Origin of the sequence: Staphylococcus sp. GDY8P57P (genome assembly GCF_017892585.1) — a bacterium.
Taxonomy (GTDB): Bacteria; Bacillota; Bacilli; order Staphylococcales; family Staphylococcaceae; genus Staphylococcus; species Staphylococcus borealis.
The window spans coordinates 75,652-89,343 of record NZ_JAESLK010000007.1 but is presented as its reverse complement, the minus strand read 5'-3'; the positions used below and the strand labels follow the sequence as shown (position 1 = coordinate 89,343).

The window sequence follows — 13,692 nt, the reverse complement described above, 5'->3', positions numbered from 1 at the left end:
GTGCTAAACTAATTTCGAAAAATAAGTACTTTAAGGGGATAATTGAAATGAAATTTTGTCCAGAATGTGGAAATAAATTAATTGAAAATGCTAAATTTTGTCCGGAATGCGGATTTAAAATTGCAAGTATAAACAATAATAGTCAAAAAATCGAAGAAGTGGATGTAATAGAGAAGGTAAGTTCAGATGTGTATATTAAGTCATTACTAAATGAAACAAATCTAACAGATATCATGATTACACCTGATATTCCTGAAAAAGTTCTCATAAATGCATCAGTCAGTATTGCGGAAGGTATTGATCCAAATACTGTTATAGCATTAATCGATACTAGTTTATTAAATAATGGCAAATCAGGAGTAGTATTTACTGGGGCTGAAATGTATTTAAAAACTACGTTTGATAGTGTTAAGAAAATCCCTTTTGAAAATATAATATCAGCTGAGTATGATTCTGACAGAACAATCAATAATAAGGGAAAAGTAATTGAATATCATCGAGTAATCGTTTCATATGAAAACGGTGAAGATATAGAATTTAGCTCTGAACAATTTGATAGTGATTTGCCGTATAAACTTATTGCAAAGTTATTGAATGATTTTAATAAACGTGTAGATAATATTGCTTCTAAAAATCAAGTAGTGCAAATTAGTCAAATGAGTTCTGAAATATTGGAATTATATTTCAGAATTGTTATTGCATATTTAAAAGATGATGATGGCATTATTGATAGTCGGGAGTATAAAGAACTCATCAGTTTGATGACTAAAATAAAAGTTAGCAAACAATTGGCCAATGATTTAAGAAAGTATCGATTCGAAGATAAAGAAGATTTAACTATTGAAGAATTAATAGATCAACTTAAAAGTCAAACTAATAAAGATAATTTTTCAGAAGCTGCAGTAGAACAAACTTTGGCTATGGATATTATAGGAATGAATAGTGGTAAATTAGACACTATTAAGGATGACGAAGTATTAGTTAGAATGCTTAATAGATTAAATATTTCAGATAAACAACTGAAGTTTATTTTGAGAAAAATTAAAGCAGATAAAGAAATTATTGAAAGTAGAATGACAGATAGTCAAATTAAAGAAGTAAACAAAGAACTTGCTGCTGTGGCTAGTGGAGCCGGATTAGTGGCTCTGGGACTACTTACTAGTGGTGGAACTGTTTACCTGGGAATTATAGCGGGATTCGGTGTTTATAGAGGACTTAAATACTTCTCTGGCACAGGAGAAGCAGAGAAGTTTGGTATTAGAATTCAAACGCTTAATGACCGTATTAGTCAACTACGTATTGCTAATGCATACATTATTGAAGATATCAATTGGTTAAGTCAAAAAATGACAGATTTTGCTTTAAAATTACGTGAATCAAATGAACTTAGTTCAGAGTTGTATAAAGAATTAGAATTAATTATAAATCAAAATCAATCATTAGCTGATGCTGGTAGTTTAATTGAAGAGGATGAAACTTATTCTGAACGTGAATTGTTATTAACCATGGTTCCTGAAAGTTTAGATATAGGAAAATATAATGAATTATTAGCTAAAAATATTAATAAAGTTTATGCGGATGAAGTAATTAAAAATGTTTATTTGATAAATGGAGATTTAGATAATCAATCTGAAGCTGACGATGTCGCTTTAAGAGAGAATATCGAATTGGATGAATTAAAAGCAGTGCATACTGTTCTTGAAGATATCGGTTACTTCGATACAAAAGCATCAAGTATTGCTCAAAGTAAATCACTTGCTAAAAAAGGATTTTCAGGTTTGAAAAAATCATTGTTTAGTGGAGAAAAAGATGAGTAGACAGGGGAGAAAAGATAAAAAAGAACTAAAAGGTTTAGCAGAAAATCTGTTAGTAGATTATGAATTACGAAATCAAGCTAATGACAACCTTGATAAGTCTTTGCATAATATTGATGTTATGAAAGAGAATATCGATAATCAAATTAATATGAAAAAAGACTTATTGAATGAATTAAGAAAACGAAGATTAAATAATACTCAGTCTCAAGATTCTAATCTCACAAAATTTAATGATGAAGTGTTGAGAAATAAACTAAGAGATGGCCAAATATATGCTTCAAAATCTATTGATTTGGTAGAAACAAAAAATGTTAAAACAATAGATATTGATAGAGATGATTTTAATTCTTACGAATATAATAGACAATTCGCATTAGAAAATAATATAGATTTAACAAGTCCATTTTTAAATTTATATAGTAAACATGAGCAGGTTGAAGTGGCTCGTAAAATGATAGAAAAATTTGACTTACTAGAACTTGAAAAAGAGGACTATGGATTTGCAGCTGCAGCAGGTGTTATAGCAGGATTTATCGATGTAGTTTTTGTGGGCACAATTGCTAAAGGTAAAGATGCAAAGGGGTTACAAAAGGTTGTAGATGGTGGTTATGCAAAATTAGTAAAAGAATATGCATACCATGAAAGAATTGCAGAATTAAAAAAACATAAGAAAAAGGCAAATTCTCCTGAAGCTATTGAAAAACTAAATAAGAAAATAAATAAAATTAAAGAAAATAAACACAATGCTAGTTTAAAGTCGTGTATTAAGTACTTGGAGAAAAAACATCCAGTTGGTTATGATGCTGGACATTCTAAGGTTGTCCAAGGAATGTCACCGGATAACCATCATTTATTTTCATTAGGACATGATGCTAGTTTGTTAGGCTTAATAAGTAGTGTTTATAATCAATTAACTGGTACGGCTAGTTTTATTACAAATGAAGGTAAAATTATTACGACAGAAGCAAAAAATAAAAATATTGAATTAACAGGAAATATAGTAAATAAAATTATTCAAGCAGTGAACAATTGGTTTGGTCATCTAATGAGTGATGTCTCAGGAAGTAGTGGTTCAAAAGGAAGAGGCAGTGGCTTAGCTGTTCCTGGGGAAGCATTATTAAAAAAATTACAATTTGGTAAAATAAAAATTAATAATCAAGATATGAATATAGCAAAGGCTACTGATTGGATGTTTAAAAATGGATATGACCTTAGAGCCTTCACAACTGAGTTAATACCAGTCATAATTTTTGAGACATTGGTGCGTATATATTGGTTTTATAAACAATATTTTTATTATGGTAAATCATTTAAAGAAAGTTTACCTATAGCGAAAAATAGAGAGTTCTCACGTTTATTACTAGTTAGTTCTTCGACATTTACTAGTATAGATGTTACTCATGGAACTATTATGGCTGGGACTAAAGGAGGTACTCAACCAATGGGGATTGCTACTTTTATTATGACTGTAAATAAACCTGGTCTTGTGGATTTAGGATTTAGAAGCTTTCAAAATGCCCGTCTAGAACTTAAACATAAAAAACATGTTAATAAAATTATAGACGAAGACATTGTAGTAGAGTACAAGAGAGTGATGTCTTCTAGAGGTGTGTTTGAGTAACATTTGCACTTTACCATTTCTTTACTCACTCCCAATAATCCATAAATATTCCTCTTGTAAGATGGTGGTGTATACACTTTTATCTTACAGGGGGGATTTTTTTATGGATAAGAAGCAGTTTAGGAATAAGCGTGAGGCGTATTCGATTCGTAAATATTCAATCGGGGCGACGTCTATTCTTGTTGGGAGTTTATTATTGATAGGTGGGGGGCAAGCGTCTGCTGCGGAAAGTCATGAGGCGAACACTTCTGAAAAGGTTTCAACGGAACAAACGCAATCATCTAAAGAACAACCGAGTTATGAAGCCTCAACGCAACGTGTGGCACAACCACAAAATAAAGCGATAGCAACACAAGACATTCAAACTAAGGAAGAAGCATCTACTGAACAAGTACCGTCTCAAGAAGCGGATACAGAGGAAGATAAAGCGATACATAATGAGAATCAAAGTAATAATCAAACAGAACAAGTAACTAAAGAAACAACACAACAAAGTAAACCATCTAAGGATGTAACAACATCTCAAACACCAACTACACAAGAACAACCTAAAAAAGAACAATCACAAACTCAAGAACAACCTCAACATGAAATTAAAGAAACATCATCACAAAACAATACGCAAGAAGCACCTACACAAGAAACAAAAAAAGCAACACAACCAGCGACTAAAAACAGACAAACAGAAAACAGTCATACGACACAACAATCTAACCAAAATGCACATTCTGATGTATCTCAATCCAACGTAACATCAACTGAAGCAGTACAACATTCAAATGTGACACGTACGAATGCACACCCTTTTTCAAAAGAAACGCAAATGAATAAAGTAACGGCTACAGAAGCGCGTGATGTCACAGTTGCGGATGTGCCTAAATCACAACTGACGCATATGTCTTCGCAACAAAAGCAAGTGCTCTTCAATGCGTTACAACGTGATGCGAACGCGCAAGATCAACAACCGAAAGCAATCCTTTCTACAACACCTGAATGGACATCGGCACAACGTACAAAGAATGCGTCTCGCACTGGTCAAGATCAATTGAACATCACGCATACAGGACGTTATACAAGTGGTTCGGATTTCGATAAGGGTGGAACTGAAATTGTGAAATACAATCCAAAGAATGGCTATGCGTATTCGGTAAATGGTGATAAGGAAGCGTTGGATATTATTGATGTAAAGCATCCTGGAAAGGATGGCGCAATTCATTTAGTGAAGCGTATTTACCTGCAAGATAATGGAATTGAAGCGGGTGACTTAACGAGTGTGACAGTACATCCGAGTGGAGCGTATGTAGCTGTGTCAGCGCCAGCAGTGGATAAGACGAAGCCCGGGCATGTTATATTTTATGGTTCAAATGGTGAATATATCAATAACGTGACGGTCGGCAGTCTACCGGATATGGTCACTTTTTCAAAAGATGGCAAATATTTATTGGTCGCTAATGAAGGGGAACCAAGTGACGATTATATCGTTAACCCACCAGGTTCTGTGTCAGTGATTGATGTGGCGAATGGTCCTGAAAATGTAACTGCCAATAACATACGTACAGCAATGTTTACGAAAGAACATCAAGAAAGTATTCGCGCGTTAGGACCTAATGCGGAAGATGCCTATTTGAATATTGAACCAGAATATATTGCGGTTGATAGCCAAAGTAAATATGCCTATGTCACGTTACAAGAAGTGAGTGCCATCGCGAAGATCGACATTGCGAAGGGAAACATTGTCCAAGTGAAAGGGTTACCGTATAAGGACCATTCACTTGCCCAAAATGCGATGGATACGTCTGATGAAGATGGTAAATCAGAGTTACGACGTGTGCCTGTATTAGGGTTATTGCAGCCAGATGGTATCGATACGTATGACTATAATGGTGAAAACTATTTATTGATCGCAAATGAAGGTGATTCTCAAGATTATGAGGGTTATTCTGAGGAAAAACGTGTGAAGAAATTGAAAGATGATATTCAATTGGATGCACGTTATTACCAAGACTACACACAAGCAGAACTAGATGAAATGGTGAAAAATGGCTTGTTTGATGACGAACAATTGGGTCGTTTGAAAGTTACGACGTCACATGCGTTCAAAGATGCCAATGGGAAATACAATGCGCTAGTATCATATGGTGGTCGTTCATTCTCTATCTTAAGAGCCTCTGATTTGGAAATGATCTATGACAGTGGTAATGATATTGAGCAACGCGTATTAGATATATTGCCTGAACGATTTAATGCCAATTATGAATCAGCTGATGACATTAAAGTAGATGATCGTAGTGATGATAAAGGTCCAGAAGCTGAAAATGTGGTAGTTGGTAAAGTAGGCAGTCATTCATATGCCTTTGTCGGTTTAGAACGTGTGGGTGGTATTATGATTTATGATATTACAAACCCTAATGAACCGTATTTTGTGAAATATTTATATGACCCAGATAATAAAGATATTTCACCTGAGGGCATTACGTTTGAAAGCGCTGAAGACAGTCCAAATGGTAAACCAATGTTGATTGCGTCATTTGAGTTATCTGGCACAACATCCGCTTGGGAATTAGAAGATTTAACAGGTGATCAAGAAAGTGATGATGAAGGAGTTAATGATAACCCGGGAAATACTAACGGGGCGTCTAAAGATGATTCAGATAACCCTGCTCCTGAAAATGAATCACCCAATACCAATCATGGTGTAGATAATGGCGAACAACCTAATATCGAAAACGATAATTCAAGTAACGAAGAAGGCAATCATGCTTCTGTTGATAATAATGGAAATGATGAGGGCTTAGAACCACCTTATGAAGTCGGTGGTGACATATATGAAGATGATAGTGACGTCGTTATCTCAAATCAAGAAGATAACAATGCACAGTCAAATGAAGGAGTAGAGGAGAGTAAAGGTTCTTCCCACGATATGAATCATAGTGCTCATAACAATCATCAAGAAGAAAGCCATAATCAACAAACAACAAAATCTAACACTCATAACTTGAGTGTGATAAGCACTCAATCTTCAAGTCATCATGAAGTGATAACTCATCATGCAAGTGAAGTATCTGATGAGGTAAACCATTCAAATACTTCGGGTGACAACGTAACAAAAGCACTACCAAAGTCAGGTCAAACTGATACAAACACAACATTATGGTCAGTACTTTTAGGAGGCCTAGGCCTTGTATTAATTAAAAAACGCAAAACGTCAAAATCTGAGAAATAATGCTTCAGAGAGTGAGGCTGGAACATAAATAATATAATGAAGCTATTTTGCAAATTCGCAGTAGCTGACTGAACTGAGAAGGCGCTTAAATCAAGCTTTTCTCAGTTCTAGTCATCCTTGCGGGGGTGGGACGACGAATTCAAAAGAATTCTGTCCCACTCCTATTTTTCACACAACAAAAGCACTTATAGATTGGGAGAACTATAAGTGCTTCAACGGCCATATTGGCGTTTTGGGAAAATATAAAAATTGGGTTTTTAATAAAATGTACGTAAGGATACATTTTATTGGCATGGGATTACTAGTAATTCATAAATGTACTCAATAATTTAAAGAAGTTTGAGTAATTCAAACTAAATTGAAAAGAAAAGAGCATGTAATTGATCACGTAAAGAACATTACGAATGCAATTAGTCTCCCAAAACAAATACATAAATCATGTATCTACTTTTGATAAATACCCATTCAATTTAAAATAAAACTCTTTTTACAATCAAAAAGGATAAAAATATTAATTTTAGTGAAGATAAAGATATTTTCTTTTAGCGTGCCATGCTATCCTACGATTTCTAAGTTTTTCCATTACAAAACGATACAATTAAATGCGATTTACGTATATATGATTTTGCATAGTATTTATTTTGCTTTTTACATAAAAAATAATAAATTCCGTGGAATATAATTTGTTTTTTTAGTAAAATAGTCACTAAATGAGGATAAAAGATAACTTTAGGGGTTTAAAACAGTTAACTTATATTCTCTTTTTTTATTATCTATAAGGGGATGGAAAAATTTTATGGATTTACTTATTGGCACGTTATTTTTAATTTTAGTTCTTATTATTTTTACATTATTTACGTATAAAGCGCCCAATGGTATGCGTGCGATGGGAGCACTAGCAAATGCGGCGATTGCAACATTCTTAGTCGAAGCATTCAACAAGTATGTAGGCGGAGAAGTCTTTGGCATCAAGTTTCTTGAAGAGTTAGGGGATGCTGCGGGAGGCCTTGGTGGCGTTGCTGCAGCAGGATTAACTGCACTTGCGATTGGTGTGTCTCCAGTCTATGCACTAGTGATTGGTGCTGCCTGTGGTGGTATGGATCTCTTACCAGGTTTCTTCGCAGGTTATCTGATTGGTTACGTTATGAAATACACAGAGAAATATGTTCCAGACGGTGTCGATTTAATTGGTTCGGTTGTGATCCTTGCGCCACTTGCAAGATTAATTGCAGCTGGCTTAACACCAGTCGTTAATAATACACTCTTGAAAATTGGTGACATTATTCAAAGCAGTACAGACACGAATCCAATCTTTATGGGTATTGTTCTCGGAGGTATTATTACAGTTGTTGGTACAGCACCATTAAGTTCAATGGCATTAACCGCATTACTCGGATTAACAGGTATACCAATGGCAATCGGGGCAATGGCTGCATTTAGTTCAGCATTTATGAACGGAACATTATTCCACCGTTTAAAACTAGGTGATCGTAAATCAACAATCTCAGTAAGTATTGAACCGTTATCTCAAGCAGATATCGTATCAGCTAACCCAATTCCAATATACATAACCAACTTCTTCGGTGGTGCAGCAGCAGGTCTAATTATCGCATTATCTGGTATGGTTAATGATGCGACAGGTACAGCGACACCGATTGCAGGTTTCCTTGTCATGTTTGGCTTTAATAATCCAATGACAGTTGTTATATACGGTGTAGTGATGGCTATCGTTGGTGGACTTGCAGGTTGGATTGGTTCACTCGTATTTAAAAAATACCCAATTGTTACTAAACAGGACATGATTAATCGAGGCGCTAAAGACGCATAATATCAAAATAAACCTTCTTTGTACCATTGTGACAAAGAAGTTTTTTTAGTATATAAATTAAAAAAATGGAATAAGTATTGCTAATGAGAAACGAATTACTAAATAAGTTTAATAATACTATTTTATGTGTAATAATAAAAATATAAAAATTGGAGTAATCTCTTTCATTATAACGCTATAAAATGTAAAAATATCTAAAATCATGTTATTGTAAACATTTTGTCAATTATACATAAATAATTTATAAACTTATTTAAAAAGTGTTGTATTATATTTTGTTATCGCTTACAATACATGTGAAAGATATCACAAAGGAGTTGTACAAGATGCAAAATTTAAGAAATAGAAGTTTTTTAACACTATTAGACTTTTCACAAAAAGAGGTTGAGTTTTTACTAAATCTATCTGAGGACTTAAAACGAGCGAAATACGCTGGTATAGAACAACAAAAGCTTAAAGGTAAAAACATCGCTTTGATCTTTGAAAAAGACTCTACGCGTACACGTTGTGCGTTTGAAACTGCAGCATATGATCAAGGCGCTCACGTGACATATCTTGGACCAACTGGAAGCCAAATGGGTAAAAAAGAATCTGCTAAAGATACTGCTCGTGTATTAGGTGGTATGTATGATGGAATCGAATACCGTGGCTTCTCACAACGTACTGTTGAAGAATTAGCGAAATATTCAGGTGTGCCTGTGTGGAACGGCTTAACAGATGAAGATCATCCAACTCAAGTACTTGCTGACTTCTTAACAGCAAAAGAAGTATTGAAAAAACCATACCACGAAATTAACTTCACATATGTTGGAGACGGACGTAACAACGTTGCAAATGCATTAATGCAAGGTGCAGCAATTATGGGAATGACTTTCCACTTAGTTTGCCCTAAAGAATTAAATCCAACAGATGAATTATTAAATCGTTGTAAAGAAATCGCAGCTAAAAATGGTGGCGAAATCTTAGTAACTGATAACATCGACGAAGGTGTTAAAGGTTCAGACGTTATCTACACAGACGTTTGGGTATCAATGGGTGAACCTGATGAAGTTTGGGAACAACGTATTAAATTATTAGAACCATATCGTGTAACTAAAGAAATGATGGAAAAAACTGGTAACCCACGTGCAATCTTCGAACACTGCTTACCATCATTCCACGATACTGAAACTAAAATTGGTAAAGAAATTCAAGAAAAATATGGCTTAACTGAAATGGAAGTTGCTGACGAAGTCTTTGAAAGTGAACAATCTGTTGTCTTCCAAGAAGCAGAAAACAGAGCACACACTATTAAAGCTGTGATGGTTGCAACTTTAGGAGAATAATCGAAGGGAGACCTACCTATGTCTAAAATCGTAGTGGCTTTAGGTGGTAACGCTTTAGGACAATCACCTGAAGAGCAATTAGAATTAGTTAAAGGAACAGCTAAATCATTAGTTAGCTTAATTCAAAAAGGTTATGAAGTTGTAATCAGTCATGGTAATGGCCCACAAGTCGGCAGTATTAATTTAGGATTAAATTACGCAGCTGAAAATGGCCAAGGACCAGCGTTCCCATTCCCAGAATGTGGCGCAATGAGTCAAGCTTACATTGGCTATCAACTACAAGAAAGTTTATTAAATGAACTTCATGAATTAGGTATCGATAAACAAGTTGTTACATTAGTAACACAAGTAGAAGTTGCTGGTGATGACCAAGCATTTGATAATCCAACAAAACCAATTGGTCTATTCTATACTAAAGAACAAGCGGATCAAACAATGCAAGAAAAAGGTTATCAATTTGTAGAAGACTCAGGACGTGGCTATCGTCGAGTTGTACCTTCTCCAATGCCAATCAACATTGTAGAATTAGATAGCATTGAAACATTGATTAAACACGGCACACTCGTTATTGCAGCTGGTGGTGGCGGTATCCCAGTTGTTAAAGAAGAAGGTAACTACAAAGGCGTCGATGCTGTTATCGATAAAGATAAAACAAGTGCTTTATTAGCAGCACACTTAAAATCAGATCAATTAATTATCTTAACAGCAGTAGACTATGTTTACATTAACTATGGTAAAGATAATCAAGAAGCTTTAGGTGAAGTAACAGTAGATGAAATGAATAAACACATTGCTGACGGTCAATTTGCAAAAGGCAGTATGTTACCTAAAGTAGAAGCAGCATTACAATTCATCGAGAAAAATCCAGAAGGTAGTGTATTAATCACATCTCTTGAAGACTTAGGAGATGCCTTAGATGGTAAGATTGGTACATTAATTAAAAAGTAATGTTATGTGATTGACTTTTGACATGGTTATAAAATAACACTCAATACATTTTAATAAATAAGTTGAACCTGGGCTTAGTGTATGTGATTTACATACTAAGCTCAGGTTTTTAGTGGTCATTTAAATATTAAAAATCCCCCACTAAATGGCGTAGTGAAGGGAATGAGGTTTATCAAATGTGATTTAGTTGTTAGTAACATTCAATAATGTAACTTAAAATTGCTCTGTTACAATTAACTCAATATAAATGCCACAAATTCTTCTACGCTAAGATTGCCAAAGTAGAAGGTTAAATCAATGTCATTCAAACGTTCAATTAAATCTGCTTTGACCATGCGTGTCCCAATTAAATGTGCTTCAACATCGTGAATGTTGCCTTGACCAAAGAAATCGCCATAAATACGACAAGCGGCAATACGGTTATGTTCAATTGATAGGGAAATATCAATTGTGCCGCAACTAAAGCGTTCATTTCGGTTGTATTCGTATCGTGGTGAACGGCCATAGTTCCATTCCCAATTATCATACTTTTCAGCGACTAATTGATCGATGCCAGCCCAATCTTCATCAGTTAATTCATAGCGTTTAGCATCTTTAATGTCATCAATGCCCATAATTTGCGTAATCATCAGATCTTTAAATTCATGAATAGTGATGTCTTGATATTTAGGATCTAATGCATCACGAATTTGACCGACACGGGCACGTACGGATTTAATACCTTTAGATTCAATCTTCTTACGGTTTGGTTTCAACACGTTGACCATGGCGTCATAATCAACATCCAATAATAATGAATAACCACCATAAATACGATCATTCAATAATGTCATCGCAGCGCCTGAAATTTTCTTGTCATTTAAAGCAAGGTCATTTCGACCACTTTGAATGACGTCAGTGGCGCCTAAATTGTGTAGTGCTTGAATGGCCGGACGGTAGAAGCGTTGGAAATCTCCGTATATGGATGTATCTTGTTCTAAAATGCAACATACGTTGACGGCACCATCATCCACATAAACTGCGCCACCGCCTGTATCACGGCGCACGACTTTAATATGATGCGCATCGACATAATCTTGATTAATTTCTACTGCAGTATTCTGGAAGCGACCGATTTCTACTTTCGGTTGGCAATAATATGGAAGTAATATATCTTCATCTAAAAAGATGTGGTTATTAACATATACTTGCATCGCCAAGTTAACGGCGCCATCATCGATATATTTACCATTACGAATAGGTTCTATTAAATACATGTTCTCGTCTCCTAAGTTGTTAATTGTCTTTGTGCATGAATGATTAACGACGCAATATCTTCAGTAAGATGAATCGTTCTATCTTGGATTGATTTAGGGATGCGATACGCTTTCTTGTTTAACGTCATAAACACAGCATTTGGGTTTTGGCGTGTCATACGTTGGAACGGATGTTTCACAAATTGTGGTGTCGTATAACCAATACCGATTTCAAGATATAACACTTTGCCATCTTTATGCGTGTCTAGAAAATGGTTGTAGCGATCCAGTTGTGCATGGAAGTCCGCATCTTCAACCATCCCTACTTGTGCTTTACGTTTATTAATTTCCATAGGTGCATCACATTTTGGGCAATGTGGAATCAGCTCATATGGAATTTTCATGTCTTCTTGTTGGGCTACCATTTCGCGAATTGCATCATCGTCACGATACGTTTGTGCATGACAGTGTTGGCTACATTGCCAGAGAATGTATTCTCCTTGAATATGGAACACTTTGTCTAAATCATAATCTGCCACTAGAAAGGCATTATCTGCATTTGTCGTAATGATATGATAATCCTTTTGCTGAAGCATCTGTTTAAGTGCCACGTAAGAAGGACCTACAGGTTGATCTAAGTAGTTTAATTTCACGAAACGACTTTCAAATGCCCAATACTCCTGCCAACTTTCAAATGGATGCAGACTCGCTTGTAGCATATCGAAGAAGTTATATTTCTCGATAAAATCAGGGAAATTCTGCGTAAAGCGTTCACCAATATAAGTGAAGCCGTCTGATGCAGACATCCCCGCACCTATACCTACAACAATGGCATCTGCTTCATCAATCGCTTGTGCTAAAATATCGGTTTGATTAGCGTCTGCTTGTTGCGCCTTATCAAGTGCAATCCAGTTCTGTTTCTGTGTCGTGTTATCTGTTGTCGTCATTGAAAGCCTCCTTATAAAGTGCTAAATCTCTGTCTGTGAATACGTTAAAGAGTACTTTCATCTTTGAGCCAGTTTCATGCAAATAGTCGCGTGTGGTTTGAATTGCTATGCGACTCGCTTCATCTTGAGGGAATCTAAAGACACCTGTTGAAATACAACAGAATGCTAGATGCTTTAAGCCATGTTCGTCGGCGAGTGCCAGACAACTTCGATAACAACGTGCGAGCAAATCTTTATTCATCTGTGACACAGGTTGTTTAAGAATTTGAGGGCCGACTGTATGAATAACATATGTCGCTGGTAGATTATAAGCAGAGGTAATCTTTGCTTTCCCCACACCTTCTTTACGGCCTTGTTGCGCAATAATATCAGCGCAATCAAGACGTAATTGTACACCAGCTTTAGTGTGAATGATGTTATCGATGCAATCATGATTCGCTTGCATACATCCTAAGAATCGGCTGTTCGCTGCGTTGACGATACCGTCAATAGCAAGTGTTGTGATGTCGCCTTGCCATACATATAGTGACGCATCTGAAATAGGTGTTAAATCTTCAATATGTGTGATGTTTTGTTGGTTGTTCAATGTAGATAAAAAGGCATCTTGTATCTCTAAGTACTCAGAACTTACAGGCTCAGGTGGACGAACATTGGCCAAACCACGATACAATTCCCACTGTTCTATGTCAGTCTCAGGGAGGTCTAAAGGTTTGTCACCATATTGTTCTTTCCACATGGCTTCAATTAG

At 35.5% G+C, this 13,692-nt stretch carries 9 protein-coding genes; 6 read left to right on the top strand and 3 right to left on the bottom strand.

The window, feature by feature from the left end; genetic code table 11:
• Positions 1–47 precede the first annotated feature (47 nt).
• The 6 genes from KA878_RS03230 (at position 48) to arcC (ending at position 10,762) form a co-directional block, all read left to right on the top strand.
• Entirely contained in the window at positions 48–1,817 is a 1,770-nt protein-coding gene (locus KA878_RS03230) for a zinc-ribbon domain-containing protein (RefSeq protein ID WP_193838759.1), read from the top strand.
• Positions 1,810–3,438, top strand: coding sequence for an ATP-binding protein (locus KA878_RS03225; RefSeq protein WP_193839936.1), 1,629 nt, complete (start codon positions 1,810–1,812; stop codon positions 3,436–3,438). The genes KA878_RS03230 and KA878_RS03225 overlap by 8 nt, the downstream gene beginning before the upstream one ends.
• A gap of 103 nt (positions 3,439–3,541) precedes the next feature.
• The gene (locus tag KA878_RS03220; RefSeq protein WP_193838760.1) at positions 3,542–6,661 is read left to right on the top strand and encodes a choice-of-anchor I family protein; all 3,120 of its coding nucleotides are present in this window, start codon (positions 3,542–3,544) and stop codon (positions 6,659–6,661) included.
• A 796-nt stretch (positions 6,662–7,457) separates the two neighbouring features.
• Positions 7,458–8,489: a PTS sugar transporter subunit IIC gene (locus tag KA878_RS03215; protein WP_053030083.1), complete on the top strand. Its 1,032-nt coding sequence runs from the start codon at positions 7,458–7,460 to the stop codon at positions 8,487–8,489.
• A gap of 326 nt (positions 8,490–8,815) precedes the next feature.
• Positions 8,816–9,814, top strand: coding sequence for an ornithine carbamoyltransferase (argF, locus tag KA878_RS03210; RefSeq protein ID WP_193838761.1), 999 nt, complete (start codon positions 8,816–8,818; stop codon positions 9,812–9,814).
• An 18-nt stretch (positions 9,815–9,832) separates the two neighbouring features.
• Positions 9,833–10,762 (top strand): carbamate kinase, encoded by a 930-nt coding sequence (gene arcC / locus KA878_RS03205; RefSeq protein ID WP_053030081.1) that lies wholly within the window; start codon positions 9,833–9,835, stop codon positions 10,760–10,762.
• A gap of 233 nt (positions 10,763–10,995) precedes the next feature.
• On the opposite strand, the gene lplA is transcribed toward arcC, so the two are convergent.
• The 3 genes from lplA to KA878_RS03190 are packed head-to-tail and all read right to left on the bottom strand — an operon-like array spanning position 10,996 to position 13,680.
• On the bottom strand, positions 10,996–12,018 hold the full coding sequence (lplA, locus tag KA878_RS03200; RefSeq protein ID WP_053030080.1) for a lipoate--protein ligase: 1,023 nt from the start codon (positions 12,016–12,018) through the stop codon (positions 10,996–10,998).
• Between the two features lie 11 nt (positions 12,019–12,029).
• On the bottom strand, positions 12,030–12,944 hold the full coding sequence (locus KA878_RS03195; protein ID WP_228480652.1) for an SIR2 family NAD-dependent protein deacylase: 915 nt from the start codon (positions 12,942–12,944) through the stop codon (positions 12,030–12,032).
• Entirely contained in the window at positions 12,928–13,680 is a 753-nt protein-coding gene (locus KA878_RS03190) for a protein-ADP-ribose hydrolase (RefSeq protein ID WP_193839937.1), read from the bottom strand. Before KA878_RS03190 ends, KA878_RS03195 begins: the two co-directional genes overlap by 17 nt.
• Positions 13,681–13,692: the final 12 nt, after the last annotated feature.

Bases quoted from the DNA above. Each gene is read 5' to 3' on its own strand.
- KA878_RS03230 (WP_193838759.1), top strand. From the start codon at position 48: ATGAAATTTTGTCCAGAATGTGGAAATAAATTAATTGAAAATGCTAAA.
- KA878_RS03225 (WP_193839936.1), top strand. From the start codon at position 1,810: ATGAGTAGACAGGGGAGAAAAGATAAAAAAGAACTAAAAGGTTTAGCA.
- KA878_RS03220 (WP_193838760.1), top strand. From the start codon at position 3,542: ATGGATAAGAAGCAGTTTAGGAATAAGCGTGAGGCGTATTCGATTCGT.
- KA878_RS03215 (WP_053030083.1), top strand. From the start codon at position 7,458: ATGGATTTACTTATTGGCACGTTATTTTTAATTTTAGTTCTTATTATT.
- argF (WP_193838761.1), top strand. From the start codon at position 8,816: ATGCAAAATTTAAGAAATAGAAGTTTTTTAACACTATTAGACTTTTCA.
- arcC (WP_053030081.1), top strand. From the start codon at position 9,833: ATGTCTAAAATCGTAGTGGCTTTAGGTGGTAACGCTTTAGGACAATCA.
- lplA (WP_053030080.1), bottom strand. From the start codon at position 12,018: ATGTATTTAATAGAACCTATTCGTAATGGTAAATATATCGATGATGGC.
- KA878_RS03195 (WP_228480652.1), bottom strand. From the start codon at position 12,944: ATGACGACAACAGATAACACGACACAGAAACAGAACTGGATTGCACTT.
- KA878_RS03190 (WP_193839937.1), bottom strand. From the start codon at position 13,680: ATGTGGAAAGAACAATATGGTGACAAACCTTTAGACCTCCCTGAGACT.